Origin of the sequence: Variovorax sp. 3319, from assembly GCF_031456585.1 — a bacterium.
Classification (GTDB): domain Bacteria; phylum Pseudomonadota; class Gammaproteobacteria; order Burkholderiales; family Burkholderiaceae_C; genus Variovorax; species Variovorax paradoxus_P.
In genome coordinates this window covers 609,876-633,871 of sequence record NZ_JAVDUZ010000001.1, presented here as the reverse complement: position 1 = coordinate 633,871, position 23,996 = coordinate 609,876, and the positions used below count along the sequence as shown (strand labels likewise).

32 protein-coding genes are annotated in these 23,996 nt (G+C 64.8%); 3 read left to right on the top strand and 29 right to left on the bottom strand.

Annotated elements, in window-relative coordinates:
- Position 1: 1 nt before the first annotated feature.
- The 5 genes from J2X67_RS03170 to J2X67_RS03150 all read right to left on the bottom strand — a co-directional run bounded on the left by J2X67_RS03170 (position 2) and on the right by J2X67_RS03150 (position 4,480).
- A complete protein-coding gene (locus J2X67_RS03170) occupies positions 2-700 on the bottom strand; it encodes a DUF6682 family protein (protein WP_309950459.1) in 699 nt (232 codons plus the stop codon).
- Positions 697-1,470: a RyR domain-containing protein gene (locus J2X67_RS03165; RefSeq protein WP_309950457.1), complete on the bottom strand. Its 774-nt coding sequence runs from the start codon at positions 1,468-1,470 to the stop codon at positions 697-699. The genes J2X67_RS03170 and J2X67_RS03165 overlap by 4 nt, the downstream gene beginning before the upstream one ends.
- A 69-nt stretch (positions 1,471-1,539) precedes the next feature.
- Positions 1,540-2,019: a hypothetical protein gene (locus J2X67_RS03160; protein WP_309950455.1), complete on the bottom strand. Its 480-nt coding sequence runs from the start codon at positions 2,017-2,019 to the stop codon at positions 1,540-1,542.
- A gap of 65 nt (positions 2,020-2,084) precedes the next feature.
- Positions 2,085-3,368, bottom strand: coding sequence for a N4-gp56 family major capsid protein (locus tag J2X67_RS03155; RefSeq protein ID WP_309950452.1), 1,284 nt, complete (start codon positions 3,366-3,368; stop codon positions 2,085-2,087).
- 23 nt (positions 3,369-3,391) lie between these two features.
- Positions 3,392-4,480 carry a hypothetical protein gene (locus J2X67_RS03150; RefSeq protein WP_309950451.1) on the bottom strand — a complete coding sequence of 363 codons (1,089 nt, stop codon included), beginning with the start codon at positions 4,478-4,480 and terminating at the stop codon, positions 3,392-3,394.
- A gap of 167 nt (positions 4,481-4,647) precedes the next feature.
- Here J2X67_RS03150 and J2X67_RS03145 point away from each other — a divergent pair, with 167 nt between their 5' ends.
- The gene (locus J2X67_RS03145) at positions 4,648-5,679 is read left to right on the top strand and encodes a type I restriction enzyme HsdR N-terminal domain-containing protein (RefSeq protein ID WP_309950450.1); all 1,032 of its coding nucleotides are present in this window, start codon (positions 4,648-4,650) and stop codon (positions 5,677-5,679) included.
- Here J2X67_RS03145 and J2X67_RS03140 read toward each other — a convergent pair.
- Genes J2X67_RS03140 through J2X67_RS03125 form a run of 4 tightly spaced genes read right to left on the bottom strand, consistent with a single transcriptional unit; the run spans position 5,676 to position 10,821 of the window.
- Positions 5,676-7,970: a hypothetical protein gene (locus J2X67_RS03140; protein WP_309950448.1), complete on the bottom strand. Its 2,295-nt coding sequence runs from the start codon at positions 7,968-7,970 to the stop codon at positions 5,676-5,678. The genes J2X67_RS03145 and J2X67_RS03140 overlap by 4 nt on opposite strands.
- An 8-nt stretch (positions 7,971-7,978) precedes the next feature.
- Positions 7,979-9,514 (bottom strand): terminase, encoded by a 1,536-nt coding sequence (locus tag J2X67_RS03135; RefSeq protein ID WP_309950446.1) that lies wholly within the window; start codon positions 9,512-9,514, stop codon positions 7,979-7,981.
- On the bottom strand, positions 9,504-10,154 hold the full coding sequence (locus J2X67_RS03130) for a hypothetical protein (RefSeq protein ID WP_309950443.1): 651 nt from the start codon (positions 10,152-10,154) through the stop codon (positions 9,504-9,506). The genes J2X67_RS03135 and J2X67_RS03130 overlap by 11 nt, the downstream gene beginning before the upstream one ends.
- 40 nt (positions 10,155-10,194) lie before the next feature.
- Positions 10,195-10,821, bottom strand: coding sequence for a hypothetical protein (locus J2X67_RS03125; RefSeq protein ID WP_309950441.1), 627 nt, complete (start codon positions 10,819-10,821; stop codon positions 10,195-10,197).
- 501 nt (positions 10,822-11,322) lie between these two features.
- Between J2X67_RS03125 and J2X67_RS03120 the strand changes: the two genes are divergently transcribed.
- On the top strand, positions 11,323-12,198 hold the full coding sequence (locus tag J2X67_RS03120; protein WP_309950439.1) for an AbiJ-NTD4 domain-containing protein: 876 nt from the start codon (positions 11,323-11,325) through the stop codon (positions 12,196-12,198).
- Between the two features lie 35 nt (positions 12,199-12,233).
- Here J2X67_RS03120 and J2X67_RS03115 read toward each other — a convergent pair whose 3' ends face one another.
- The 20 genes from J2X67_RS03115 to J2X67_RS03020 form a co-directional block, all read right to left on the bottom strand.
- The gene (locus J2X67_RS03115) at positions 12,234-12,542 is read right to left on the bottom strand and encodes a hypothetical protein (protein ID WP_309950436.1); all 309 of its coding nucleotides are present in this window, start codon (positions 12,540-12,542) and stop codon (positions 12,234-12,236) included.
- A 28-nt stretch (positions 12,543-12,570) separates the two neighbouring features.
- Positions 12,571-12,828: a hypothetical protein gene (locus J2X67_RS03110; protein ID WP_309950435.1), complete on the bottom strand. Its 258-nt coding sequence runs from the start codon at positions 12,826-12,828 to the stop codon at positions 12,571-12,573.
- Positions 12,825-13,142 carry a hypothetical protein gene (locus J2X67_RS03105; RefSeq protein WP_309950434.1) on the bottom strand — a complete coding sequence of 106 codons (318 nt, stop codon included), beginning with the start codon at positions 13,140-13,142 and terminating at the stop codon, positions 12,825-12,827. Before J2X67_RS03105 ends, J2X67_RS03110 begins: the two co-directional genes overlap by 4 nt.
- 34 nt (positions 13,143-13,176) lie before the next feature.
- Positions 13,177-13,851 (bottom strand): Gp49 family protein, encoded by a 675-nt coding sequence (locus tag J2X67_RS03100; protein WP_309950431.1) that lies wholly within the window; start codon positions 13,849-13,851, stop codon positions 13,177-13,179.
- 51 nt (positions 13,852-13,902) lie between these two features.
- The gene (locus tag J2X67_RS03095; RefSeq protein WP_309950429.1) at positions 13,903-14,409 is read right to left on the bottom strand and encodes a hypothetical protein; all 507 of its coding nucleotides are present in this window, start codon (positions 14,407-14,409) and stop codon (positions 13,903-13,905) included.
- The gene (locus tag J2X67_RS03090) at positions 14,406-14,891 is read right to left on the bottom strand and encodes a hypothetical protein (RefSeq protein ID WP_309950427.1); all 486 of its coding nucleotides are present in this window, start codon (positions 14,889-14,891) and stop codon (positions 14,406-14,408) included. The genes J2X67_RS03095 and J2X67_RS03090 overlap by 4 nt, the downstream gene beginning before the upstream one ends.
- Positions 14,855-15,109, bottom strand: a complete 255-nt coding sequence (locus tag J2X67_RS03085) for a hypothetical protein (protein ID WP_309950425.1) — start codon at positions 15,107-15,109, stop codon at positions 14,855-14,857. The genes J2X67_RS03090 and J2X67_RS03085 overlap by 37 nt, the downstream gene beginning before the upstream one ends.
- Complete coding sequence (locus J2X67_RS03080) at positions 15,106-15,399, bottom strand: hypothetical protein (RefSeq protein WP_309950423.1); 294 nt, start codon at positions 15,397-15,399, stop codon at positions 15,106-15,108. Before J2X67_RS03080 ends, J2X67_RS03085 begins: the two co-directional genes overlap by 4 nt.
- Positions 15,396-15,917, bottom strand: a complete 522-nt coding sequence (locus tag J2X67_RS03075; protein ID WP_309950421.1) for a nuclease domain-containing protein — start codon at positions 15,915-15,917, stop codon at positions 15,396-15,398. The genes J2X67_RS03080 and J2X67_RS03075 overlap by 4 nt, the downstream gene beginning before the upstream one ends.
- The gene (locus J2X67_RS03070; RefSeq protein ID WP_309950420.1) at positions 15,914-16,225 is read right to left on the bottom strand and encodes a hypothetical protein; all 312 of its coding nucleotides are present in this window, start codon (positions 16,223-16,225) and stop codon (positions 15,914-15,916) included. The genes J2X67_RS03075 and J2X67_RS03070 overlap by 4 nt, the downstream gene beginning before the upstream one ends.
- A complete protein-coding gene (locus tag J2X67_RS03065) occupies positions 16,222-16,713 on the bottom strand; it encodes a recombination protein NinB (protein ID WP_309950419.1) in 492 nt (163 codons plus the stop codon). The genes J2X67_RS03070 and J2X67_RS03065 overlap by 4 nt, the downstream gene beginning before the upstream one ends.
- On the bottom strand, positions 16,710-16,889 hold the full coding sequence (locus J2X67_RS03060; protein WP_309950416.1) for a hypothetical protein: 180 nt from the start codon (positions 16,887-16,889) through the stop codon (positions 16,710-16,712). Before J2X67_RS03060 ends, J2X67_RS03065 begins: the two co-directional genes overlap by 4 nt.
- On the bottom strand, positions 16,886-17,395 hold the full coding sequence (locus J2X67_RS03055; RefSeq protein WP_309950414.1) for a hypothetical protein: 510 nt from the start codon (positions 17,393-17,395) through the stop codon (positions 16,886-16,888). The genes J2X67_RS03060 and J2X67_RS03055 overlap by 4 nt, the downstream gene beginning before the upstream one ends.
- Complete coding sequence (locus J2X67_RS03050) at positions 17,392-18,804, bottom strand: replicative DNA helicase (protein ID WP_309950412.1); 1,413 nt, start codon at positions 18,802-18,804, stop codon at positions 17,392-17,394. The genes J2X67_RS03055 and J2X67_RS03050 overlap by 4 nt, the downstream gene beginning before the upstream one ends.
- Positions 18,801-19,706: a hypothetical protein gene (locus J2X67_RS03045; protein WP_309950410.1), complete on the bottom strand. Its 906-nt coding sequence runs from the start codon at positions 19,704-19,706 to the stop codon at positions 18,801-18,803. Before J2X67_RS03045 ends, J2X67_RS03050 begins: the two co-directional genes overlap by 4 nt.
- Positions 19,703-19,951: a hypothetical protein gene (locus J2X67_RS03040; RefSeq protein ID WP_309950408.1), complete on the bottom strand. Its 249-nt coding sequence runs from the start codon at positions 19,949-19,951 to the stop codon at positions 19,703-19,705. The genes J2X67_RS03045 and J2X67_RS03040 overlap by 4 nt, the downstream gene beginning before the upstream one ends.
- The gene (locus J2X67_RS03035) at positions 19,948-22,587 is read right to left on the bottom strand and encodes a DNA methyltransferase (protein ID WP_309950406.1); all 2,640 of its coding nucleotides are present in this window, start codon (positions 22,585-22,587) and stop codon (positions 19,948-19,950) included. Before J2X67_RS03035 ends, J2X67_RS03040 begins: the two co-directional genes overlap by 4 nt.
- The gene (locus J2X67_RS03030; protein ID WP_309950404.1) at positions 22,587-22,913 is read right to left on the bottom strand and encodes a hypothetical protein; all 327 of its coding nucleotides are present in this window, start codon (positions 22,911-22,913) and stop codon (positions 22,587-22,589) included. The genes J2X67_RS03035 and J2X67_RS03030 overlap by 1 nt, the downstream gene beginning before the upstream one ends.
- Positions 22,910-23,296: a hypothetical protein gene (locus J2X67_RS03025; RefSeq protein ID WP_309950403.1), complete on the bottom strand. Its 387-nt coding sequence runs from the start codon at positions 23,294-23,296 to the stop codon at positions 22,910-22,912. Before J2X67_RS03025 ends, J2X67_RS03030 begins: the two co-directional genes overlap by 4 nt.
- 90 nt (positions 23,297-23,386) lie before the next feature.
- On the bottom strand, positions 23,387-23,659 hold the full coding sequence (locus tag J2X67_RS03020) for a hypothetical protein (protein ID WP_309950402.1): 273 nt from the start codon (positions 23,657-23,659) through the stop codon (positions 23,387-23,389).
- 1 nt (position 23,660) lies between these two features.
- Here J2X67_RS03020 and J2X67_RS03015 point away from each other — a divergent pair, with 1 nt between their 5' ends.
- Positions 23,661-23,981 carry a hypothetical protein gene (locus tag J2X67_RS03015; protein ID WP_309950400.1) on the top strand — a complete coding sequence of 107 codons (321 nt, stop codon included), beginning with the start codon at positions 23,661-23,663 and terminating at the stop codon, positions 23,979-23,981.
- The last annotated feature ends 15 nt before the right edge of the window (positions 23,982-23,996 follow it).

Here is a 23,996-nt window from a genome sequence, read left to right as displayed (position 1 = left end):
GTCACCACCACGCCTGGTTGTGATGCGGCCGGTTCGTGCGCTGGTCCTTGCGCAGGTCGGCATCGGGGCGCAGCCCGAAGTACTGCTCGAAGGCAGTGAGTGCGATGGCGGCCTTCTGCGGGTTGAACACCTCGCTGTCGGGCTTGCTGTAGCCGCGATGGAGCACCCAGTGCACGAGGAAGCGATGGTGGATCGACCCGATCTCCGGCTCCGTGCTGCCGTCGCTGTCCGCGGTGATGGGCGTCAGGGGCGTGCGGTAGCCCTCGAGCCGCAGCGTGTAGGCGCGATCGACAATGCCCGGCAGAACAATGCGCTTGTCGTCCTGGATGAACCGCTCGGGACAGCGGCGCTCATCCCTCCAGCACCGGTCGATTGCGTCGAGTTCGTCGCGCGTGGTGATGTACAGGTCTTCGACGAAGCGCCCGGTGTCGGCATTGAGCAGCCGGGCCTTCGTGACCTCGAACATGCGCGGGTCGAGCGGATACGAGCTCTGGCCGGCCACCACGCTGATCTGCACAATGGCCAGCGTGTAGTCGTCGAACAGCAGCTTCTTGCGGATGGAGGCCTCTTCCTCGGCCTCGCCGAAGAAGCGCGCAAGCTCCGCGTCCTTCCACAGCAGATCCCCATCGCCGCCGCCTTCGCTTGTCGGAAGGTCGTCGGCGTCGAACCGGAACGAGGCGATGAGGTCGACGAGGGTCATTGCGGGCCGTACTGGTCGATGAGGCGAGTGACAGCGGCGCGCGTGTCGGGCAGCGAGAGACGACCGTCGACCTTTTGGCGGTAGTGCGTCATCGCGAACTCGCGCAGCGCGGCCTTGTCCATGTTCTGGACCTGGTCGCGCATGTCCTGCGACTGCTCATCCTCGGTTTCCCCGAGCTTCGCGGCATGCACCACGTCGCCAACCGTGAGCGGCGCTTCCTCGAACATGTCGCGGTGCTTCAGCAGCTGACGCGCCAGCAATGCGCTCATAGCCTTGATCTGGCCCTTGGCCCAGGTGCCGGAGCCGTACAGGGTCTCAGCGTGCGTGTCGCGGCGTCCGATGTACTGCACGCCCACGGCTTGCACGCCCTGCCCGGCTGGCAGCGTCATGTTCCCGATGACCGGCTGTTCTGCGGCCTGTGCGGCAGCCACGGCGGCCAGCGCATGCACCACGCCACGGAACAGGTAATCCTTCGCTTTTTGCTCGGCCGGCAGCTCTTCGTAGGGCCGCATGCACGGGTGTTCCTTCTTCTCGGCGTCTTTCACTTCGCCGTAGACCCAGCCGTCGGCCAGCTTCTGCTCGAACCAGCTGATGTGGCTCTCTTCGGGCGTGGCATCGGGACTGGCCAAGTGCATGTCGACACCCGCCACTGCGCTCGCGCGCTGCCAGTCCGGTGCGTCGGCCCACGCGGGCTGCGTGGTGTCGCCGAGCGAGGCGCAGTAGGCCCGGTTGACCTCGTGCGCGACCTGTGCAATCTGTTCTCGATTCATCTCTTGCTCCTTTGGATGGAAAAAGGGGCGGACCGGAGCCCGCCCCGAAGGGGTTCAAGGAGGGATGGGTTACAGGGGACCGCGGTCTTCGCCGTCGATGAAGAAGTCCGCGCGACCGGCCGAGGCGTGCGCCGCCACCTGGTTGGTCCAGATGAGGTAGGCATCCTTCGGCAGCGTGACGGGCTTGTTGGCGGCCGTCATGCGGGTGCGCGCGGCCGTGGCGGCAGCGAGGTCGGCGAAGAAGTAGTCGGCGTCCTGCGGCACGCTGGCATCGTCCACGCCGTCGGCGTACTCGAAGCCCAGGTCACCGGTGATGGTGGCCGTGAAGGCGTCAGAGATGACTGCCAGGGCATCGTCGAGGCGCGTGCCAGCCGGCAGCAGGCCGAGGCGCACCTTGTCGGTGGCGCCGATCGCTGCCGTGGCGTCGCCGCCGAGCAGCACGCCCGCAGCGTTGGTTTCGAGCACGAACTGGCGGCGCAGCATGTTGCCGTAGGGCGTGCCGCCGAAGGCCGGAGCGGCCAGCGGCTTGGTGACGTTGATGGTTGCCATTTGAGGCTCCTGAAGTGAGTTGAACGGGTTGTGTCAAGCAGGCCGGCCGGAGCCGGCCCGTTGCATCACTGGCCGGCGATGGCAACCGCGGTGTCGATCGCGATCACGCCGTTGTCGGTCGGCTGGTAGGTGTCGCCGCCGTAGTTCACGTCGAAGCGCACCTTGCTCTTGCCGCCGACGGAGCCGATGAGCACTTCCAGCTTGTCGCCGTGGTCGAGCTCCTTCTCGCTCCAGAAGAACGGGTTGCCCGAGCGGCTGTTCTTGCCCCAGGCCTCGGCGAGCGCCTGGCCACCCAACAGGATGGCGCGGTCGACAGCGAAGCCCGTCCCGAAGGAGGCCGGCACCAGGTCCGTTGCGGTTTCCGCCTCGTCGGTGAGGCTCGGGCACCAGCGCAGCGAGTTGCCTGCGTAGAAGCGGATCGGCTTCGGCATCTTGACCAGGAGGATCCCGTTCCACAGACCAGCGTCGCCGGTGAAGAGCGGGTTGCCCTTCGCTTGCTGAGCCCGCGCCATGGCCGAGGCCTGCAGCGTGCGGAAGTTGCCCGACTTCACGAACGAGGTGTACTGCTCGGGCGAGAGCAGCAGCACGCGCAGCGGTGCATCGTCGGCCATCGCGTCGCCTTCGAACTTGACGGGCGGCGGCGGCAGCGGGATCGAAGCGATGACGGTCGCGATCGAATCCACCACGTCCATGTTCATGACGTCGGTGGTCGCGATCGAGATCTCGTTGCCCGTGGCCGCGATGCGCTCGATTCCGGTACCGGTCGACATGTAGTGGCGGTTGCGCGTGGGCGCCTTCACCGGGTTCACGGCGATCTCCGCGAAGTCCGGATCCGAAGCCAAGGGCATCGCCCATTCGATGTTGTCGTGGAAGCCGCGGGCGCCGGCGAGGTGCACCAGCGTGCGCTGGTCTTCCAGGCGCAGCATGTAGCCCTGGCCAGCGGCGCGGGCCAGCTGGCGCAGCTGGTGCGGCGTGCGCTGTTGCGTCATCGTGTCGCCAGCCGAGATCGGCTTGCGCGACTGATTGATGCGCAGCTTGTCCTGTTGAAGGTCAAGGCGCTCGCCGCGACCCTCGGCCATGCGGCCGCCCATGATGGGCTTGCCACCGATGGGGTTGACTAGGTCGAAGGTCACTTCGTCGCCGGCGACCTTGGTCAGGTCCATGCAGCGCACGATGGGCATGTCGGTGCTGGATTGCACACGCAGCTTGCCCTCGGCGTCGCTCTGGGTCGGCATCTGGCCGGTCAGGCGGTTCAGGTTGGTGAGGCGCTGCATGGTGGCAGCGAAGAGCCCGACCGATTGCGCCTTGAGCGCGAGCGGCGAGCCGTACGGGATATTGGTGGTTGGCATTCAAAACTCCGTGGCGGGATTGGTCACACCAGCTTTCGCATCAAGGCTTCGATCTGCGCGGGCGTCTTGCCCTCGAACTTGGCCATGAGGTCGAGCGGGCTCATTTCGGCCATGGCTTCGGCTTCGTCGTGATGCGCCTGCGAGCCGGCCGGAACATCCGTCAGGCTGGTGGGCGTCTTCGGCTTTACCGAGGCAATGACTTCGTCGGCCTTCTTCTGCGGGTCGACTGCTGGGGCGGGAGCCGCGGCAGGTGCAGGCGCCGGCGCGGGCGCTGTGGCGGGTTGAGCAGCCTTGTAGGTGTCCAGCATTTCGACCACCTGCCCCGCGGTCCCCTTTGCCAACACAGCTTCGTACGTCTGGCGCACGAGCGACGGCTGCGCGGTGAGCCATTGCTGGTACTCCGCGCTGTCGACGATGGAATCCATGTCGGGATGATGCGTGTAGATGGTCCGGAAGTGCGCTTCGGCCGCGGTCTCTGCGGCCTGCCGTTTCACCGGCTCCAACTGAGCAGCGAGGTCTTCCTTGAACGGCGCCATCGCTTTCGCGACCAGCGTGCTCAAGCCCTTCTCGATTGCCTCGTCGGAGTAGTCCCCGAAGACCTTCCCGGCCGGTGCCGGGGCATCTGCAGGTGCCGATGCCGGCGCAGCCGCAGGGGCAGTGGTGGCTTTCGCCAGCTGCTCCCGCAGTTGCGCCGCTTCCGCTTCGGCCTGGTCGGCTCTCGCCTTCTCGGCCTTCGCTTCCTCCCGCGCGCTCGCCAGCTTCTGGTACGGGATGGTGTGCTTGCCATCCTTGGCCAGGATCACAGAGTCGGCGCCTTCGGCAGCCGGAGCTGCTGCGGGAGCCGGTGCCGGCGTGGGTGCTGGTGCTGCTGCCGTTGCATCAGCCGCAGGGGCCGGTGCCGGCGCGGCAGGCGCGGGTGCTGGTGCAGCCGGAGCGGCTGCGGGTGCGTCGGTCGTCGCTTCGGTGCCGGCGGCGGGCGCGCCGGTGTCCGCGGCAGGTGCTGCCGTGGTATCGCCCTCGATGTCGCCCGTCAGAAGGCGGGCCATCGCTTCCTCGCTCACGTTGCCGTCGGCGTCCGCGTGCTTCTCCAAAAACTGCTCAATGTTTGCCATGTGTTCCAGTTCCTTGCCACATCTCGCCGTGGCCGCCAAAGGTCTTGGTGGGTGCTTCGCCGGGATGGCGTTGCTGGGCGTGATGGTGTCGAGGAGGAACGAAGCGGGCGAACCCTACTGGGGGGGAGTGCTGCTGTGCGCTACGCTGCCGTTAGGAGGGACAACCCATGGAACCGATAGCGCCTGTTTTCGACGCAATGAACGAGACGGATGTTCGAGAGGAGGTGATTGCGCCCCTCATCAGGAAGCTGGGATACCGAACCGGCACAGAACACAACGTACTACGCGAGCTCAACTTGACCTACAGCCAAGTGCAGCTTGGACGAGAGAAGGCCACGGACCCACCCCTGAGAGGCAAGGCCGACTACATCCTCGAGGCGGGTAGAAGAGTTCGATGGGTGGTTGAGGCCAAGGCACCATCCGCACCACTGGACCAAGCAGTAGCGGCTCAGGCGTGGTCATACGCCAACCATCCAGACGTTCGCGCCGTGTATTTTCTCGTCACGAACGGCCGACACTTCCAGCTCTATGTCACGTCTCGCGGCCCCGACAGCGCGGCTGTACTGGAATTCGCCTACGAAGATATTCCGGCGCGACTTGGCGCCATCACCAACACACTCGGTCCCGGCGGAATTCTTCGTGACTTCCCTGATGTTGTGATCGATTACGGAGAGCCACTCGGCCCAGGGCTGAGGTCCAGGGTGCGAATCAGCAGCGGCCGCCTGCGGGTGCACCGGCTCGAGCCCAGGGTTGCGCCGGTCGATCAGATGACAGTCAACATCGTTGACGGCTTCGCTGCCCGCAGACCCGAGGGTGGAATTGCAGTCACCTATAGGTCGGAGATCGGGGTCGCGGTTTTGCAGGCGATGAACGAGCAGATCGGTCTGAACGTCGTCGAGCTCTTGACTGAGGACAACACCCTTTCGGTTGATCCCGCGAAACCGACGATGTTTCGAGCAGCGCGCGAATTTGTGATCCCGAAGGGAACGCCAACCATCGATATCAATACTTGGAAGCACAGCATCGCGTCTGTGGACATCCGCATGCAGGTCATTTGGGAGGCTGCCGGACACCTCCGAGGACAGAACTTCGCGGGCACCTTCACTTCGGCGATGAGAATGACAATGGAACTGCCGGAAGTCGGCCTCCGAGCGATGGACTTCAACAATGCCGGCGCCTTCCAGTTGACACTCGTTTAGGCGGGAACGTTGTCTGTAGCCCTCTCGGTCTCAATGCCTCGACCGCTACCATCCAGCGGCGAGCCCGGACCCGGCGGCACCGGTGGCAGCGCCGGGCTGGTGTTCTCCGCGACTCCCGGCGTGCCCGCAACGTCGACCAAGGCCGGGGGCGGCAGCCCGGCGGGTACGGGTAGGTTCGGATCGATTCCACCCGGCGACGGCGGCCGATAGCCAGCGGCCTGCGCCACGACGTCGGCCACCGGCGCAATCGCCTGGTTCATCGCGATGGTCGCAGCCGTCTGGTTGGCGGAATACAGGCCTTCGACATAGGTCTTGAAGGACTTGGCCAGCATCTCGCCGATCTCGGCATCCAGCTTCTCCTTCGGGTAACGCATCGACAGCTCTTGCAGCTTGAGGTCGCGGGCGTCGGCAAGGCGCGCCTGGTTGACGGCCTCGTCGATGCGTTCCTGGATCTGATCCGGTGTCATCTGCTTGGCCGCCTCGCGCACGGCCTTGATGATGTCCTCGCGGTTCGGCAGGTCCATGAGAGCGATCAGGTACGGCATGGCCACCTGCTGGAACTGCGGCGGCATGGCCTTGAACGCCTCGGACATGGCCGACAGCTGCTGGCTGCGGTAGCTCGGCGTGCTGGGCACATCGTTCAGCGCGACCTTGAGCATGGTGCGCTCCACGTCGTTGTCGAGGTAGGTGATGCCGTCTTCGTCCTGCACGGGCGCGTTCAGCTTCACCACCTGCTCTTCGCGCAGCGGATCGCCCTTGATGACCACCGTCTCTTCGCGGCCGATCGTGTCTTCGACGATCAGCGACAGCAGCAGGTCGCCGACCTCGGCGCGGCTCGTGGCGAAGTTGTCGTTGATCTCGGCCAGCGCTTGGGTGCTCTGCTCGAGCTGCGTGGCTTCCTGGAGCCCGGAGTTCGCGCCGCTCTGGGCGCCCTGCAGGCTGGGCGAGATGCCGCTGACGCGCTGGATGCCGGCGCGCGAGTCCTGCAGCATCTGGTACTGCTGCTGGTTGAGCTCGAAGTCGCGCTGCACCTTGAACGAAGCGCCCGGCTTGGCCATGTGCTCCTGGTTGAGAATGATGTCGGCGTCCACGCGCCCGACTTCCCTGCGGAACTGCTCGTCGGTCCCGTTGACCGCGCCCTTGGTGCGCTCAGTGCGCACGGCCGACAGGCCCCAGCGCAGCTTGCTGTTCGTGGCGTTGACGTTGTCCTGCATGTACATCATGCCGCGCACCAAGCCGTACGGCACCCCGGTGCGGTCTTCCTTCTTGCCCCAGAACGGCACGTACGGGAATTTCTGGTGGCGGTATGGCGTGGGCATGTCCGAGAGCCGGTGCGGTCCCATCCACATCGACAGGCGCATCTTCGGCACGATCGCCCATTCCGGCACCGTAGCGCCGATGGCCACGAACTGCACGTGCAGCGGATTCTTGCGGTCGTATTCGACCACCCGACCGTCGGGCATCTTGAGAACGAGCACGCGGTTCCAGCGGCGGTACCAGACTTCGAACAGGCACACGCGCTTACCCGTCATGTCGCGCCACTGCTGCTCTTCCACGCTCCAGCCACGCTGCTGGTCCCATGCGCTCACCAGGTCGGTGGACGTGCCGCCTTCGGTGGTGCCGAGACCTTCGTAGATCGGCCAGCCGCTGACCACCTGGCCGATCAGCTCCTTCTTGTCGGGGAACATCAGCTTGGCCTGCGAGGTGGGCGTCCAGCGCCGGCGGATCAGGTAGCGGGCGTCGCTCAGGTCTTCCTCGGTGGCCAGCATGTCCCACCAGATCTCGTTGCGGTGGATGGCCTTGCACCGGTACGGGAACTGGAACGGGTTGGGGTTGCGGGAGACTTCGACCCAGCCGATGCCCGCGGCAACCTGCGTCTTGAACGCGTCGGAGCACGCCTTGTCGGCCTTGCTCTTGCGCTCGGCCTTGTTCAGCTTGAAGTTGAGCGCCTTCGCGACCGTGTCGCCGCTCGGATCCTCGGCGTCCGGCTGGACGCGCCAGTCGGCGCGCGTCTTGGCTTCCAGGCCGAGCACGGCATCGATGGCGGGACCGATCAGCGGCTCGATGGCGGGCGGCATGCCGATCTGCTGCTGGCGCTGCAGGATCTCGGAGCTCAGCTGGTTGCCGTCGTAGTACTCCATTTCGCGGTCGGCCTTCGCACGCCAGGCCGGCTGCTCTTCGATCTCGTGGAAGTACTGGCTGAACTCGTCGAGCGTCAGCGCGCCGGTCTCCGCGTCCTTGTCGGCCGTGCGAGGCTCGGGCCCATTCAATTCGAGTGTGGATGCGTTCATGGTGGTTCTCAGATGCGCCAGTCGGGCGCCTCGCGGGGAGAGGTTTCGTGCAGTGCCACGACCTCAGGGATGTCGGAGAGGAAGGTCTGGGCCACGGAGTCGCCCTTGTCGGGCGAGCGGCCGAGCACCTCGCGGATCTCGTCCTTGTCGCGCACCAGGATGGCGGCGAAGCGGCCGAGCTGCACGACCTTGTAGCGAACAGCGCACAGATCGGCCAGCAGCTCGTCGTCGGGCGGCAGCGAGATCGGGTCTTCGGCCGTGGGGTCGAGCGCCTCGCGCATGAGCCAGTACATCTCGGCGCGCTTGTTGCGGAAGCGCAGGTTGCCGGTCTTATCCATCATGTCGCTCTTCTCCGAGCCGACTACGGGGACGCACAGCACGTTCAGGCCACGCAGGAAGTCGAGCACCGACACGCCCACGCCGATCGCGTCCACCGCCACCGGCGCGCCATTGCGGATCAGGCCCACCACGAAGGCGGCGCCCTTCGGCCCGTCGTTGGTGGCGATGCCGGGCACGGTGGACAGCTCATCGAACCAGCTGCCGTGCCGGCGCGCGGCCGAGGTCTTGTCGATGCCGCCGCGGGCAACGTCCAGGCCAACGGCCGACATCGGGCCTTTGTTGTCCTTCGGCTTCCAGCGCGCCATGGCGGCCTTGATCCACTCGGTGGGGATCAGCTGCCAGACCGGATCGCTGCGGCCGGCCAGGAAGTCGCCACGCAGCATCTGCGAGCGCAGCGGCTCGGGCAGCGATTGCAGCGTGGCCTTGTAGCCGGTCATGCTGAGATAGAGGTTGTCGTCGACCGATGAGGGGATGAACGTCCGGCTCATCGGCTTCATCAGCTCCTTGCCGACCATCACCGGCTCGGGCCCGGGCACTTCCATGTCCTTGCCCAGTTCGTCGGTCACGAACCACCGCAGCTCGCCCGGCTTGGCCGGCTTCGGGTGCTTCGGGTCGAGCCACGGCGCCCAGAAGCGGATGACCCATTCGCCCTCGCTGCTGGTGGGAGGGTTGCCGGCGCAGATCACGCGCTGGCGCACCTTCGGGTTGTCCGTCCGCATCCAGCCGATCAGCGTGCGGAACTGGGTTTCCAGAAAGTGGGTGATCTCGTCGAAGGCTTTCAGGTCGTGCGGCCGGCCCTGGTACTTCATCCAGTCATCGGGCTCCTTCACCGAGCCCAGTTCGAGCACGCGCTTGCCGGGCAGCCGCCAGACACCGTCCTGGCTGTTGTAGCCCTTGCGCGTGCCCAGGATCTTGGTCATGCGCTCTTCGATGCCGACCAGCTGCACCGACTCGCGCCGGAAGATGATGCTGTGCTCCTGCTGGGTGAGCGCGGCGCCGAGCAGCAGGTCGGTCTTGCCGCCGCCGGCGGAGCCGCCGTAGAAGACGATGTCGGCCAGCGACTCCAACGCCATCGACTGCGGCCCGACCTGCGCCATCCACAGCGGCAGGCCTTCGGTCAGCAGGATGTCGAGCTCGGCGCGCTCCATGTCCGTGAGGAACGGCATGAGCTTCACCAGCTCGGGCGCAGAGATGTCAGGCGCCATCGGCTGCCCTCTTCCGTGCGGCAGCGAACAGCGCGGCCAGGCGGCTGGCACGCTCGGCGTCGCTCAGCTTGCTCACGATCCCGCCTTCGTCCGGCACCAGCTTGTCGATGCCGTAGGCCTCGCGCTCGCCGCGGCGGATCTTCTCGTCGACCTCGGCCAGCTTCTTCAGCGATTCGATGCGGATCGGCAACGCCAGGCCGGTGGCGGGCTCGGTCGGGTTCTCGGTACCGGGCGGCGCCGCGGCGGTCTTCGGATCCGGCGTGGCCGCTGTTTCGAGTTCGAGCAGCAACGAGTCCCGCAGGCTGGAGAGCTTGGTCAGGCCCGCGCGATGGGCCATTTGGACCTTGTAGACCACGTTGGCATTGGCGTCCACGACCACGGAATCAGGTACGCGCTCCTTCGTGCGTACCTCATTGCGTACCGCTTCCATGCGTACCAGCGCGTCAGCCTTGGCTTGAATCTGCGCGGAGAGGTCACGGGTCCACGTCTGCGCCTTCGCCCTCTTCCGCACGGCTCCTTCGGAGATACCGTGCTCACTGGCGATCTGGCGAACGCTCTTCACGCCCGCGCGGTAGTCGGCTTCGATGGTCGGCCAGTGGGCCGTGGGCTTGTCTGCTTCGGGTACGCGCGCGTCTGTCATGGACCCGGATGATTCCGGGTGCGTACCTGTTCTGCGAACCCTACTGGGGGCTTTCGCCTTGGGGCGGTGAAGCTACTGACGTGGTTGCCTGACGACTCAAAGCTTCGGCCTTCGCCTTGTTCGCAGCTTTCTTTTCCCTCCTTGAAGGGTCGAGGTCAACAACGTTCATCCATAGACGGTCCCAGCGGGTCAACGGCCGGATGTCCCCGTCGCTGCCGAACGCTTCAGAAAGCTCGTTTTCGCATTGCCTGACCAAGCAACGCAGGGCGCCGGGCTCTTGGGCTTCGAGCAATAGGACTTCGGCGTTGAATTTGTTCAGCGTCTCCCCGGCTTCCAACCGGCCCGCGAGCATGATTTGCGCATGGAGCCGTTTGAAATCGCGTGCAAGCTCGGAGTGCTTTCGAGCTTTCGCACCCGGGCCATAGCAAAGGGCGACTGCGCTCACGATCGCGACCAACCCGGCAGGAATCCAGCCGAATCGGACGTTGCCAATAATCTGGGAAAAGGCAGCGGCTCCGCCCAAGATGCCGACGCATTGCGCGCATCGGTCCACACCATCCAGGAACCGCTCACGTTTCTGGTGGTACAGCGCAGAAAGCATGACCCGCCAATAGAGGTCCCATGCCTCCGGCGAATAGCGAGAGGAAGCGAGCGTCTCTTGCGTCACGCTACTTTTTCGGCGGAGGGGGAGGTGGCGGGCGCGTTTGAAATACCGTCGTGTCGCGCTTCTGGCTCAGACCGCCAGTTACGCTACCTCCCGTGCGGGGGCGACTTGGGCGGGGAGGCGGCGGAGGTGGCGGCGGAGGGGATGGAGGTTTGGTTGCCATGCCCGATCTTACGAGTTGTGACACTTCAGAACCCTCGGGTTCACCCCATGACAGAAGGCCACTCAATTGTGGTGCCAGTTGACCCTTGCGCTGCTCTCTCGGCAGCGGCTTGCCCTTGGAGAGGGCGAATCAGGTCAAGCAGAGGGGCACATGCGTCAGCCGGGCGTCACAACCGGGCGTTGGCACTTGCCCAAGGCGAGTGCGTAGTAGCACCCATAGAGCAATCCGATTGGCGACCGTGCGTAGCGCCGCTTTTGGAACTTGGCTACGGCCACCTCCTGTATATCCAGACTCAAGGGCACACGGTGGCACACTCCGGGCAAATACATTGAGGAGGGCCAATGGCCACGTTTTCCCAACGCATCGGCTTAAAACCTTTGCAAAAACCGATTCAAACCGAGGCGATCGACACTGAACTGAGGAACGGGCTTTGGACGGTGCTCAAGATTGGCGTTTGGGACTACTTCAAACCGTACCTCGGCTCGCAAGTGGCGGAGAGACAAGCAAAGGACGTTCGGCTCCTGATTCAGATGATCTACGTCCACCTGTTCAAGCTGCCGATCGACTCAGTTCCGGAGTTCGAACCTAGCACTCAGAGCAAGCGGTCCTCATACTTTGTGTTGAGACAAATGGTGCTCGAGAGCGAATGGCATGAGGTTTACGACCTTGTCGAATTCATAGCGCAGAACGTGCCCGAATATATGCAAGAACATCTTCTCGAAATGCTCAATGGAGTTCTGGCGAGAGAGAACGCCGGCTACAGGTTCGTGGGAGATGAACTCGTGCAAATCACTGAGCCACAGGAAATTGAAGCGATTGAGACCGCGACGACGAGCGGTTCCAGAAGCTCCAAAGAGCACTTTCAGCAAGCACTCAGCATGCTTGCAGATCGAAAGAAGCCGGACTTTCGAAATTCCATCAAAGAATCGATTTCTGCCGTTGAAAGCGTCTGCAAAACAATCACAGGCAAGTCAGGCGCGACCTTGGGGGACGCCTTGAAGCTGATCAAACAAAGCAAACCCGTGCAACCTTTGTTCGAGCAAGCGCTTATTAAGCTGTACGCGTATACAAATGACGCTGGCGGCATTCGACACGCACTAACCGAAAACGCGGTTGAGCCGACTTACGCTGATGCAAAATTCATGCTGGTAGCTTGCTCTGCGTTCTGCAGTTATCTTTGGACATTGGCCGCTGAGCTGGGCTTGAGCATCGAGTAAAGCGCCCGTAAGCTGGTCAACGCCTCTTCCAACCCCTATTCGCTTGTGCCGGCGACCTCGGCACCGTAGCGTGCCGAGACGATAGCCCTGGCTACCGCGATGCGAGGCGTCGCTCCCTCAACCCACCCGCCGCGGCCTTCCGGCAACTTGCCATTGGGGCGACCGACGACGATGGCGCACCACGTGAAGTTCTTGCCAGGCATCGGGGCGACATGGATTGCATCGCGCTCAAGAAGCTGGTCGAAGTTGGGCCAGGCGCTGGTGTAGGCCGTGCCAGGTAGCTCGCCCAGAGCCTTCGCGACCCACGCATCGAGAGTTTTTCCGCCGATTTCCGATGTCTTCATGCTGGACGATTCTCCAGCATCGAAAGGCTCAGCCGGTCGACAGCGAAGCCCTGATGATCTTCGCCACCTGCGCGCGCCGGTCCGGTGGGTGCGGGAAAGTCTGGTCGGCCTGGATGCTGATCCGCACCTGCAGGCAGGCCAGCACCCAGCGCCGGTAGGCCGGGTCTGAATGGCAGCGCTCGAGCACAGCGTCGCGCGGGTCCGGCGTCCCCGACACGGCGCACTCGCTTGTCTGCGCGACGGCCGGCGTCGACGTGCCCACCGGACTGATGGGCTTGACGTTCACAGGATCCGCGCCTTCATCATCGATTCGGCCTTCAGGTAGCGGATGCGCGCCTCGGCGTCACACCACCACTGGATGGCTTTACCGGGGTTCGCCGGCCAATCCGGCGGGTCTTCGCCCATCACCGCCGTGGCGCTAAGCGTTGAGATGTTGCCCTTGGCATCGCGGCCGATAGCCGCGGTGCTGGCGAAATGGTCGAGCAGCGCGGCGTCGCGCGTGGCGGAGTCGATGTGGCTGCCGACCCACTGGAGGGCTTGCTCTTGGGTGCACTCGCCTTTTGCGAACATGGCGAGGATTTCTTCGATGCTGGGGATCATGGTGCTTATGTGGAGTGGATGGAGGTGATCTCGATCAGGCGGCCGCAGACGCCAGGCGGCACTTGAGTTCGTAGCCCATGAGCGGCCACAGTTCGTCGCGCGCATTTGCGATGGCATTTGCCACGCCAATCTCTGGATCGTCGTTCTCCGCCGATACTGCGGCCGACGGGCGGCCAGTGACAGCGAACCCGCTGCGCGTGGTGAGCACGGCCCAGCGCAGGATCTGGCCGGAGGGGCTCACGTGCTTCACGATCTCGGTGTCAACGATGTTCGCGGCAAGGTCGTCAGGCGTGATACGGGGCGCGGTCTTGCCCTTGGCCACAAGCATCTGCTCGCTCGTCGCGTCCTGCTGTGCGGGCGACATCACGGGGAGAGTGCCCGGCCCGGTCGCCGTCGTGCCGTCCGTGTACTGTCGCGTCTGGATCTGCGCTTTGGCCTGCCCCTTCTGGAAGGGCATCCATTCGCAGTGGCCATGGCACACCGGCGCATCTTCGCCGTCCTGGATCAGGCGCACGCTGGTGCGCGGATGCGGCACGCCGTTGGCATCGAACACGGTGAGATTCACGCACGCGTCGGTCCACACACGCGCGATGATTGCGGCCAGCGGCGTGCCTTCGTCTGGTCGTGCGAAACCGGACTCTGCCGCGTTGGTCGCCGGGAAATACCAGACGACACGGCCCACGGTGGGATTGATGGTGGAAGGGTTCACTGAAGCTCCTGAGGTAATGGGCTCTCGCCCGGGTGGTGGCCTCGCGGCCGGTTATAGAAACGGGATCTCGTCTTGCTTGGGCTGCCGCTGCAGCCGGCGGATTACTTCGTCTTGCTGGTCGACGCGCCGCTGCGCGACGGCGAGCTGGCGCTTGAGCTCGGCGACGGCATCTGCCAGTTCGCGGGCCCCTTGGAGGCTGGTCAGTTCCTCGGAGCTGCCGCGAAACAGGTTGCCGATGCAGCGCCGGTCGGCCGGGTTCAGGTCGAGGCACGCATCGCCGACCTCGAGCTTGGCCATGCCGCTCGGCAGCACGGTGAGCGAGATGGCCTGCGCCGGCGGCATTTCCTCCACCGGCTCGAAGACACCAGGTGCGACACGCCGCAGCCTCCCGTCTTCCAGCATCCGTTTGACGTGGTCATCGACGACGCTGTAACTCTGGCCGGTCATCGCGACCACGACGGGGCGCGTGGCGATGCGACCGGCGTTGTGCAGGTCCAAGATCGTCTGGAAAACCAGCTCACCGACACCGCGGCGGGCTGGTTGAGGCTTTTGGCTCATCGGGCTCCTGTGTGACTTTGGGTGGCGATGCACACCTTGACGCTGGGGTGCGCACTGCGGATCCGGTTGCTTGTGCGCACAATCGCGGCTTCGTAGACGGAGCGCGCGACACTGGTGCGCTGAAGGTGGTGCCACTCCTGCAGGTCGCGCATGGCGTGCAGACCTGGGCCGGTGGTGCCCATGCGGCTCGTGGCCAGGTAGCGCTGGTGTGCCTCGTTCAGCACTTCCTCGACAGCCATAGCGGCCGGGAGTACTTCGGGGCCGATACCCATGGCGCACAACGTCTGGGCGAGGTTCGTGAGGTCGGCAATGGTCCGCCAGTCGTCGACCGTGGCCGCGCCGGTGGCGAAGCATTGGATCGCCGACAGCTCGCGCAGGCGCAACTGGTCCAGCAGGCGGTCTTCGGTGATGCGCGCGCCGGCGATGGCCAGCGCCACCGGATTGGTCAGCGCGTAGTGCTGGCGGCGGGTGCGCTTGCGCATTCCGTGCTCCTCTTGAAGCGGAAGCCGACCTGGCCCTGCAGGCGCTCCAGCTTGCCGGCGCGCAGCAGGCCTTGGATGTGCTCACTGGCTGCGTTGGCGCTGGCGTAGCCGAAGTGCCGCGCGATCATGGGCATGGTCGGCATGTTGTCGTTCGCGGCTTCGAACTCGACCATGTAGGCGAGCACGGCCGCCTGTTTCGGTGTGAGGTCGTGGCTCATGCCGGCACGTCTTCCGGAAGGCCGAGCCGTTGGAGTACTTCGTCCACAGCGTCTTCGCCGGGGTCGCGGATCGGTCGCAGGTACTGGTCGCCAATCACCATGGGCAGACGGACATCGTGACCGTCAACCAGCCAGCACTGATGCCCGCGGCCGTGGCTGCGCGCGCCATTCTTTGCCTCGACCAGGCGATGCCCACTTTCGGCGCACACGACGTACACCGGCAGCCCTCGCATGGCGATGTCTAAGTACGGCGCCACGATGTACGCCGTGTCTCCAGGTACGCAGTTCATAGCGTCTCTCCTTTCCCAACAGGGGTTGCATTCAGGTGGTCCAGTGCCCACAGCGCGGCAGCGCGATCCTTAGGCGGCTGGGTGATGTCGGCGGCCACGGCGCGCCAGTAGCCGACCTGTTCGAGGTGCGCGCGCATGAAGGTCATTGCCTTCAGCACGCCGTCCGCCGGCCCTTGGTCGAGCCAGCGGTGGCAGGCGAAGCATCCGGGCACGTGGTATTCGTCGTTGGCCTTGCGAGCGCCGGCCTTGCCGTGGATCGAGAGATTCGAGTGGCATGCCACGGTTGTTTCGGTGCCGCCGATGCACACGCCGGGCACGCGCAGCAGGCAGTAGCGGCCGCGCGCCATGCTCAGCAGATGCGAGTTGCGGTGCGCTTCGGACTTTGGTCGAGCCGTGGGCGCGGCGGAGACCCGGGCGATAACGCCAGCGCGCTCGACGCGGCGCAGCGGCGCTGCCGGCGGCGCAACATAGGCGCGGCGTGCGAAGCCGGTGCCGCGGGACATGGGCGAGCGCTTCATGCCGCCACCTCCGTCGCAACAATGCGCTCGTAGTGCTCGACGTGCGCCGCTTCGAGTACGCCGTCAATGTTGAAGCGCCGCGCGCGATCACCCTTGATCGGCACCCACAGCACGCCGTCGAACTGCTCCAGGGGGATGGCGCGGTCCTGCGGGAACGGCCAGACGCCATCGGACACGCGCACGTGCAGCAGCGTGTCCATGTTCGGCAGCACCTCGGCGCGGAGAAAGGCATCCCGCTGACCGTCGAGCGCTCCGCCCTTGAAAACGCCATGCACAGGGCACATAGGGTTGCGCTTGCGCTGCCTCATCGCTGCATCGCCTCGTACTGAGCCCGCTGCGCGCGCGAAGGCGTCCACTGCACGCTGTTCTCGGCGCCGTACGCCAGCAGCCATTCGATGAAGCCGGCCGCCAAGGTCGTGTTGAAGCTGCGCGTCTGCTCACCCACCATCACGAAGCCTGGGTGGTTCAACGCCGGCACCAGTTCGATGTCACCAAACCTCGCCCAATGGTCACGGAACTGTGGGTCATCCTTGGTCTCGTGCTTGAAGGCGTCGACCAGCACGCGCTTCCACGAGATCGGAGGCAGTTGCTTTCCGAACAGACGGCACTGCTTCGCAATGTCGTTGAGCATCGCGTGGTACTTCTCCTCCTGCAGCCGGCTCTTCGTGTCCTTGCGCCGCTTGAGGGTGAGCTCGATGGAGTGGCCGGCCTGCAGGTCTTCGGAGACGTCGGACGCATACCAAGCGCGCACGACTGACTTGTATTGCTCCGGGCTGGTGATGGTGACTGTCTTCATGGTGTGGCCTCGGTGAAAAGGTCTGGCTGGCGAGCGTCTGACGCCGGCAAGCGGCCGGGGCCGCGGCGCGGCTTCGAGCCGGTGATGGCGGTGGCGCACTTCGGGCCGTAGGCCGAGCCGGCCAAGTAGACCGGCTGGCGCGACAGCGCGCGATGGCAACGGGCGCAGATGGTCATGACTGCGTGACCCTTCCCCAGTGGGCAATGAGCAGCGCCTCGGCGCGGCCGTCGTCCTTGGCGCGCCGCAGCTCAGCTTCGAGGGATGGGTAGAGCCGGCGGGCAACAACCAGCGAGCCAGCCTTGCGCTCGGCGTCCGTCTTCTTCGCGCGGAACGCACTGGGAGCCTCGATCAGGCCGAAGGTCCGCTTCCACGTCTGGGGGATGACCTCGACCAGAGGGAACTTCGTGCAGTCGATCGCGCCGATGATGATCCCGACCGTCTTCATCATGGAGCCCATTTGCTGCATGCCACCGCCACCAGCGCGCGCATGCAGCTTCTCGAGAAAGACGCGGCCGCCCACCGCTGCCGGCGCGTGCTCGCGCTTCAGCAGCGCCAGCGCCAGCCCATCAATGCGCCGCTCCTTCGGATGAATGGGAAGGTCGAAAACCGAGGCACGCCCGGTCGCGCTGTCGACGAAGGCTACGGCGCCCGTGATGCCGGGATCGATGCCAATGTTGATCACAGGTCACCGCCTTTCGAGCCACGGGCGACGCGGACCTGGCTGGTCGGGATAGGCGTTTCTGCGGGCCAGTTCTGGAAGCGCGTGTTCTCGCCGACATACATCAGGTCGACATAGCCCGGCTCACCATCGCGCAGCTTGGCGACCGACAGCTTCGCGAAGTACTTCCATTCGTCGGCAAGGGTGGGGTTCGCCTTGAAGGGGCGGTGCACGAACATCACGATGTCGGCGTCCTGCTCGACGGAACCCGAGTCGCGCAGGTCGGACAGCACGGGCATCTGGTCCACGCGTTCTTCGACCTTCCGGTTCAGCTGGCACAGCAGGAAGATGGGGCAGCCGAGTTCCTTGGCCAGGCTTTTGAGACCCTTCGTGATTTCCTCGATCTGGTAGACCCGCGGCATCTTTGGATCGGTACCGGCCATCAGTCCCAGGTAGTCGACGATCAGACAAGCCAGCTTGCCGTGGCGTCGGCGCAGGCCCCGCGCGGCAGCGCGCAGCTGGTTGATGTTCAAGCCGCTGCGGTCGTTCACCTGGAAATTCACACTCCGCAGCCGTTCGACGGCCGCCGTGATGGCGGGCCAGTCGTAATCCTTCAGTCGCTCGCCGCGCTTGATGCGGCTCAGGTGGATGCGCGACAGCAGCGACATGGCGCGGCTCACCACCTGGGCCTTCGGCATCTCCATCGAGAACATGCCCACGGTCTTGCCGCTGTTCAGACCCATGTGCATGCCCATCGACAGCGCCAGCGCTGACTTGCCCATGCCTGGCCTCGCGCCGATCACGACCAGCTCGCCGTCGCGTGGGCCGCCGTCCAGTCGAGCGTCCAAGTCGATCAGGCCGGTGGGGGTGAAGTCGTCGACGGCAGTGCCCTCGGCCTGCGCATTGATGCGGTCCAGCAGTTGAACCACGCCAACGTCCATTCCCTGCCACTCACCACCAGTGCCGCCATCGAACATGTGGGTCAGCAGCGACGTCGCCTGCTCGAGCGTCTCCTCGAATCCGACCCCGCGCTGGCACGCCAAGCCGTGGATCTCACTGCTCGCGGTCATCAGCTTCCGGCGCAGCGCGAAGTCGCGAACGATCAGCGCGTACTGCCGCACGCTGGCGGCGCTGGGCATGTACTGGGTGAGGCTGTTCAGGAAGGTCAGCCCGACCATGTCGGCCTTGCGATCACGCTGCAGCTGGTCGTACACCGTGAGCACGTCTGCCGGCTTGCAGGCGTTCAGCAGGCTGCTCAGCGCGCCGAAGATCAGCCGATGCTCATTCTTGAAGAAATCCGCTTCAACGACCATGTCGCCCACGCGGTCCCAAAGGCCGTTGTCGAGCAGCAGCGCGCCCAGCAGCGATGTTTCGGATTCAGGGCTCCACAGCACCACAGGCGCCAGGAGTTGTTCATCGACGCGGTCGTTCATGTGGTCGCCTCAAGGTTGGTTTTCTCCAGCACCTGCTTCAGCCCTTGCGACTTCATCAAGTACTCGATGTCGGGTTTCCAGTTCGCGTGCTCGCCGGTTCGCGGCGTGCGGCCCATCAGAAAATCGTTTTCGCGGGCACGTTGGAAGTAGCTGCGCAGCCAGTCCAGCGCTTCTTCGGCAGTGGTGGCACGGCGCGAGCCGTCAGGCTTGGTCGATGTCAGAACCCATTGCCAGCGGTCGCGGATCGCCTTCTCCCGGGCCTTGTCCATGACCCGCACGCCAGGCAATTCAGGCAAAACCTCGTGGTAGATCGCGACGATCTGGTCCGGCTTGCAGGTCGGCAGCCGCGCTGTCGACGAGGAAGCGTCAGCTTCCGGAAATAACCCCGTAGGAGAAGACGAAGAAGAAGATGAAGGGTGGGGGTTATGGGGGGGTTTCTGCCCGGGTTTCACTGGGGGGGTTTCTGCCCCGGTTTCCGATTTGGCAGGACGCCCACCTTTAACCCCGTGTCCGGCACCTTTCGCGCCGTGCTCGGCCCCCTTGTGACCGTTCTCGCGTCCGATCTGCGCGCGCAGTTCGCGCGAGGCCTCATCGCGCACCATGCGGCGGCTGAAGATCGCCCCCGACTCGGCACGGGAGAACACGCCGGCGTCCTCGAGCTCGTCGAGCATCGACTTGCACTTGCCCGTCGTAATGCGGCACAGATTCGCCAGCTGAGCGGGCGCCATGGGCTTGCCGTTGAGCGTGAGGTGCCCGTACGGCTCACCTTCGTGCATCAGGCAGTTCATTTCGTGCCAGAGTCCCCGGGCCGGCTGCGAACAGGAATGCAGCGCCTTGTCCTTCCACCAGTCGCCCCAGTAGTACTGGGACGCCGGTCGCTTCGTGGCGGTGGAATCTGTCACCCGACCAGCTCCTTCGCTTTGGCCTGCACGTGCGCTGCGGCACCAGCAGCAGAAAAGTAGCTCTCGCCCTCCTCTTCTGCCTGCTGAATGGCGGCATCGCGCGCGGCGATCTGAGCCTCCATCTCCCGTCGGTGCCGGTGGGCACCTTCGCGGTCGCCCAGCGCCATGCAGATCTCGATGCCCAAGCCTTCGGCGAGGATCAGGTGCGCGCGCTGGCGGTGAACCAGCTTCTGGATGGGGGTCATGCAGCCTCCGCTTCGGTCCGGAGTTCTTCAAAGTCGAACAGGCTGGGCATCGAGATCTCTCGAGCCGCCGATTCGCAGTACATGACACCGTCTGCGAAGTAGCCCGGGCTGAGCTCGCACCCACGGCCGCGCCGGCCCAGCCGGATGGCCCGGTAAGGCACCGTCATCAAGCCACCGAAGCAGTCGTAGACCTCGTCGCCCGGGTTCGAGTACTGAGCGATTGCGCGGTCAGCAATGTCGAACTGCATCGGACACAAGTGCATTTCCCGGCCGGCCGCGGATTGAGCACCGTTGAGCGTGCGCATGCGCGTGATGTCGGTCCACACCTCGTCGTGCCAGGACTGCGGCTGCAGCAGCATGAACGAAGGCGGGAGCATGCCGCGGGCGGCCAAGGCCTCGCCGAGCGCCACGTCGTGCTCGAAATCGAATACCTGAGTCAGCGAGTGCTGCTTGAACAGCTTGAAGATCTCGTCGGCCGGCAGGTTGATCAGGTCCTCAGGCTGCAGCAGCCGGTTGCCGCTGGAGCGCGTGAAGCCGTGGGCGTCAAGTTGCCAGCGGGCCCGCGAGTACTGCGCCTTGTCTTTGACCACCGGCACATCGGCATACCCGCGGCTGCCGTCGGTCGGGGCCTTGCGGAACAGCAGCAGGTATTCATTCATGCCGAAGCCCATGCGGGAGCCGTCCTTGCATTGCTCGGTCCACCCGAGGCGATAGGTCTGCGCGTTCTCGCGCACCACATCGGTGACGATGGTCTTGCGACCGATGAAGTGAAAGCCGTGACGACGGAAGCACGCCACCGTGTCGAGATCAAAGGGGTATTCGGTTTGGAAGCCGACGCCCGGCACCATGCCGCTGGGCACGATGCGGTTCTTGACGTGAATGGCAGCCACCCTGCCCGGCTGCAGCACGCGCAACAGCTCCGGTACCAGGTAGTCCATCTGGGCGAAGAAGTGCTCGTTGTTGTCGGTGTGGCCGAAGTCGGCGTAGTTGGGCGAGTACTCGTATTGGGTCGAGAAAGGGATCGAGGTCAGGATCAGGCCGACGCTGTCGCTGGCCATCCGCTGCGTTTCCTTCACGCAGTCCTCGTTCACCAGCGTGTAGCGCTCGCCGGTCACCTCCACGCGCTCAACGCCCATGGCGCGCGACAGGGTCTGCGCCATCGCGATGCGCGACAGCCCGTAGGTACGGATGATTTCGCTCATTTTTTGCCTCAACTCGATGTCTTGTTTCCACTTCCGCTCGAGGTTGCGGCGCACCTCCCGCTCGGCTTCCGTGTAGATCAGGTCGACGCGCACCGTGTGCTCCTGCAGGAAGCGCTGGAGACGGTGGATTGCCTGGATGAAGTCTTTGAACTTGTGGCCGATGCCGAGGAACACCGACCAGTGGCAGTGCCGCTGGAAGTTGACGCCCGAGCCCAGCATCACGGGCTTGCCGGCAAGCTCCTGGATCTGGCCGTCGGAGAAGGCGATGACCGCCGCCTCGCGCTCGTCAAGCTCCTGTGTCCCGTAGACGGTGACCACGCCCGGGGCTTCGCGTTCGATCGCATGACGTTCGGCTTCGAGGTCGTGCCAGATCACGCGGTGCGCAGCCGGGTCTTCGGCGCGGATCTCCTGCAGCTTGGCCATGCGCGCCGGCAGGCTCTCGCGCTTCTCGCGGGCAGAGTCCACAACGCCGATCGCCTGGTGCTTGAACATCAGGCCCTGGCCGCGCATATCAGCGCCAGCGTCGCTGTGGTCAGAAGGAATCTCGTGCCAGCGCACGTCGAGCTCCGGCAGGACGTAGCCCTCGTCGGAGAAGCTCGGGTCAAGGTCCGACGGCAGTTGCACGAAGAGCGCCCAGCTGGCCATCCACAACCAGAACTCGCGTTCCTTGTGCGGATGGATCGTCAGCTGGTCGGCCTTCTCGCTGTTGCGCTTGAAGAATCGGGTCTTCGCCTGGCCGACATCCATGACGCCGAGGTAGGCGCAATACGCGAGCAGTTCGACATACTCGTTGGGGCTGGGCGTGGCCGTGGCCACGAACCGATAAGGCACGCCGCCGCTGCGCAGGCGCTCGTGCATGTTGCGGCGGTCATCGCCTGCGAACAGCGCCATGAACTCCCGGAAGGTCTTGCTGCCACCGAAGCCACGCAGACAGTCGGCTTCGTCCAAACTGGCCACCGAGAACAACTCGGGGTCAAGCTTTCCGTCGCGCACCGTTTCGTAGTTCGTGAGGTAGATGCCCTCGGGGTCATCGCATTCCGCGGCCGAGCGGACGAACTTCAACTTCGGGATGCGGTCGGGCCGCCCGGCTTGCCACGAGCGGAGCTGCGCCCTCTGGTCATCGGTGAACTTCGGATCAATGCCGGTCGCCAGTTTCTCGGCGTCGCGGATGAACTCCTGTCGCACGCCCAGCGGCAGCACGATCAGACCCATGCCGCCGGCGCGCGCGCGGACGATGCGCACGATCTCGATCTGGTCGAAGGTCTTGCCCAAGCCGAAGCGCTTGAAGATGGCGCGCCGGCCGCCGGCCACCGCCCACCGGACCGTCGCAATCTGGAACGGCGCCAGCAGCGGATTGACCTCGCTGGCGTCGATCTCGAAGCCCAGCGACTGCGCCATCTGTACCTTGGACTTGAGGAATTCCGCGTACTCCATTACGCGGCGCTCCAGACGGTAGCGAGCGCATGCCGGCGCTGAATCGCGCGCTGCACGGAGGTCATCACGACGACGGGAAACGGCTCGATCTCGGGCTCCGGCTCACCCTGGATCAACTCATCGCCGGCCGCTGTGCGGCGGAAATACGCGATTTCGCACTTCGGCGCGCCTTCGTTGATGCGCTCGACATAGCCGCGGCGCTTGAGATGCGCAACGTTGGTCATGAGCAGCTTGGCGTCGATGCCTGTGACCGAGGCCATTTCGCTGTAGGTGGTGCACTGCCCGATCGCTGCGAGCGTGCGCATCATCTTGGTGTCGGCGTTCATTCGGCCGCCCTCACCGCGCTGCGGTTCTTCAGCTGCTCCAGCGCCTTCATCGCGCGATTCATCGTGTTCGCCGCGCCATTGAGCACCTCGACCAGCTTCACCTCTTCATCGGCTGCCGTCTTGCGATCCGGCCGCGCATGCAGGGTCTCGTCGCACGCATGCATCAGAGGGTCGTAGGCCTCGCAGAAAGACATCAGGCGCAGCACCTGGCCGAATGTCAGGCGCTGGTCGCCGGTGGGGCTGCAGCAGGCCTTCAGCCGGGCATATGCGCTCTCGGGCTTCATGTCCGGGAACATGAATGCGGCCACCTCCTTGAAGGTCTTGCCGCTGTCGCCAATCGCGGTGGCGATGGCGTCGAATTCGTCGTCGTAGAAGAGCTTCATCAATGCTTCCCTAATCGTTAGGGGTCAAAAGGGGTGTGGGTTCAGCCCAAAAAAAAGACCATCGGTCCTATGTTTCAAAGCCTTCACGAACTAGCCGTTGAACTCGTCGAGCGCCTGCGTGTCGAGCGCGCTCTCGCCCTTCAGCACGAGCCAGATGGCGACCGCGCCAGCGGCGAATGCGACGAGAGCAGCGGCCGGACGGCCGATGTAGAAGGCGCTCAAGGCGAGCGCGGCCGCCACCAAGAACAGTGCGTAGGCCAGGACCAGCGCGACGACGATGGCCTGGCGCTCGGTGGCGGGTGCCCACCCTCCCGCGGGGTAGAGTCCGAGTTCCTCAACACGGACCCCGCGAGGGGCGGACAAAATGACACCAGAGGACGAGCACCGCTTCGCGCTGATGGAACAGCGCATCGACTTGCTGGAGCAGGAGGCGGAAGGAGCGAAGGCTCGCGCCATGGCGAACTTCGCATTGCTGCGAAGCCTCGTTGCCGTACTCCCGAGCAGGGAACTAGCCGCACTGGAGCGGACCTTCGACGATCTCTCGGAACAGCTGACCATCCAGTTCATGTACGCCTCCTGGTCAGAAGCCACGAACGAAATCGCTGCAGCCAGCTACGAGGACTGGCTGGACGTGATGCGGACGGAATTGAAGGCTCGGCACGAGGCATCCAACCCGAAGCCCTGATCACCTCTGCCGCGC

Bases quoted from the DNA above. Each gene is read 5' to 3' on its own strand.
- J2X67_RS03170 (WP_309950459.1), bottom strand. From the start codon at position 700: ATGACCCTCGTCGACCTCATCGCCTCGTTCCGGTTCGACGCCGACGAC.
- J2X67_RS03165 (WP_309950457.1), bottom strand. From the start codon at position 1,470: ATGAATCGAGAACAGATTGCACAGGTCGCGCACGAGGTCAACCGGGCC.
- J2X67_RS03160 (WP_309950455.1), bottom strand. From the start codon at position 2,019: ATGGCAACCATCAACGTCACCAAGCCGCTGGCCGCTCCGGCCTTCGGC.
- J2X67_RS03155 (WP_309950452.1), bottom strand. From the start codon at position 3,368: ATGCCAACCACCAATATCCCGTACGGCTCGCCGCTCGCGCTCAAGGCG.
- J2X67_RS03150 (WP_309950451.1), bottom strand. From the start codon at position 4,480: ATGGCAAACATTGAGCAGTTTTTGGAGAAGCACGCGGACGCCGACGGC.
- J2X67_RS03145 (WP_309950450.1), top strand. From the start codon at position 4,648: ATGGAACCGATAGCGCCTGTTTTCGACGCAATGAACGAGACGGATGTT.
- J2X67_RS03140 (WP_309950448.1), bottom strand. From the start codon at position 7,970: ATGAACGCATCCACACTCGAATTGAATGGGCCCGAGCCTCGCACGGCC.
- J2X67_RS03135 (WP_309950446.1), bottom strand. From the start codon at position 9,514: ATGGCGCCTGACATCTCTGCGCCCGAGCTGGTGAAGCTCATGCCGTTC.
- J2X67_RS03130 (WP_309950443.1), bottom strand. From the start codon at position 10,154: ATGACAGACGCGCGCGTACCCGAAGCAGACAAGCCCACGGCCCACTGG.
- J2X67_RS03120 (WP_309950439.1), top strand. From the start codon at position 11,323: ATGGCCACGTTTTCCCAACGCATCGGCTTAAAACCTTTGCAAAAACCG.
- J2X67_RS03115 (WP_309950436.1), bottom strand. From the start codon at position 12,542: ATGAAGACATCGGAAATCGGCGGAAAAACTCTCGATGCGTGGGTCGCG.
- J2X67_RS03105 (WP_309950434.1), bottom strand. From the start codon at position 13,142: ATGATCCCCAGCATCGAAGAAATCCTCGCCATGTTCGCAAAAGGCGAG.
- J2X67_RS03095 (WP_309950429.1), bottom strand. From the start codon at position 14,409: ATGAGCCAAAAGCCTCAACCAGCCCGCCGCGGTGTCGGTGAGCTGGTT.
- J2X67_RS03090 (WP_309950427.1), bottom strand. From the start codon at position 14,891: ATGCGCAAGCGCACCCGCCGCCAGCACTACGCGCTGACCAATCCGGTG.
- J2X67_RS03085 (WP_309950425.1), bottom strand. From the start codon at position 15,109: ATGAGCCACGACCTCACACCGAAACAGGCGGCCGTGCTCGCCTACATG.
- J2X67_RS03080 (WP_309950423.1), bottom strand. From the start codon at position 15,399: ATGAACTGCGTACCTGGAGACACGGCGTACATCGTGGCGCCGTACTTA.
- J2X67_RS03075 (WP_309950421.1), bottom strand. From the start codon at position 15,917: ATGAAGCGCTCGCCCATGTCCCGCGGCACCGGCTTCGCACGCCGCGCC.
- J2X67_RS03070 (WP_309950420.1), bottom strand. From the start codon at position 16,225: ATGAGGCAGCGCAAGCGCAACCCTATGTGCCCTGTGCATGGCGTTTTC.
- J2X67_RS03065 (WP_309950419.1), bottom strand. From the start codon at position 16,713: ATGAAGACAGTCACCATCACCAGCCCGGAGCAATACAAGTCAGTCGTG.
- J2X67_RS03060 (WP_309950416.1), bottom strand. From the start codon at position 16,889: ATGACCATCTGCGCCCGTTGCCATCGCGCGCTGTCGCGCCAGCCGGTC.
- J2X67_RS03050 (WP_309950412.1), bottom strand. From the start codon at position 18,804: ATGAACGACCGCGTCGATGAACAACTCCTGGCGCCTGTGGTGCTGTGG.
- J2X67_RS03040 (WP_309950408.1), bottom strand. From the start codon at position 19,951: ATGACCCCCATCCAGAAGCTGGTTCACCGCCAGCGCGCGCACCTGATC.
- J2X67_RS03035 (WP_309950406.1), bottom strand. From the start codon at position 22,587: ATGGAGTACGCGGAATTCCTCAAGTCCAAGGTACAGATGGCGCAGTCG.
- J2X67_RS03030 (WP_309950404.1), bottom strand. From the start codon at position 22,913: ATGAACGCCGACACCAAGATGATGCGCACGCTCGCAGCGATCGGGCAG.
- J2X67_RS03025 (WP_309950403.1), bottom strand. From the start codon at position 23,296: ATGAAGCTCTTCTACGACGACGAATTCGACGCCATCGCCACCGCGATT.
- J2X67_RS03015 (WP_309950400.1), top strand. From the start codon at position 23,661: ATGACACCAGAGGACGAGCACCGCTTCGCGCTGATGGAACAGCGCATC.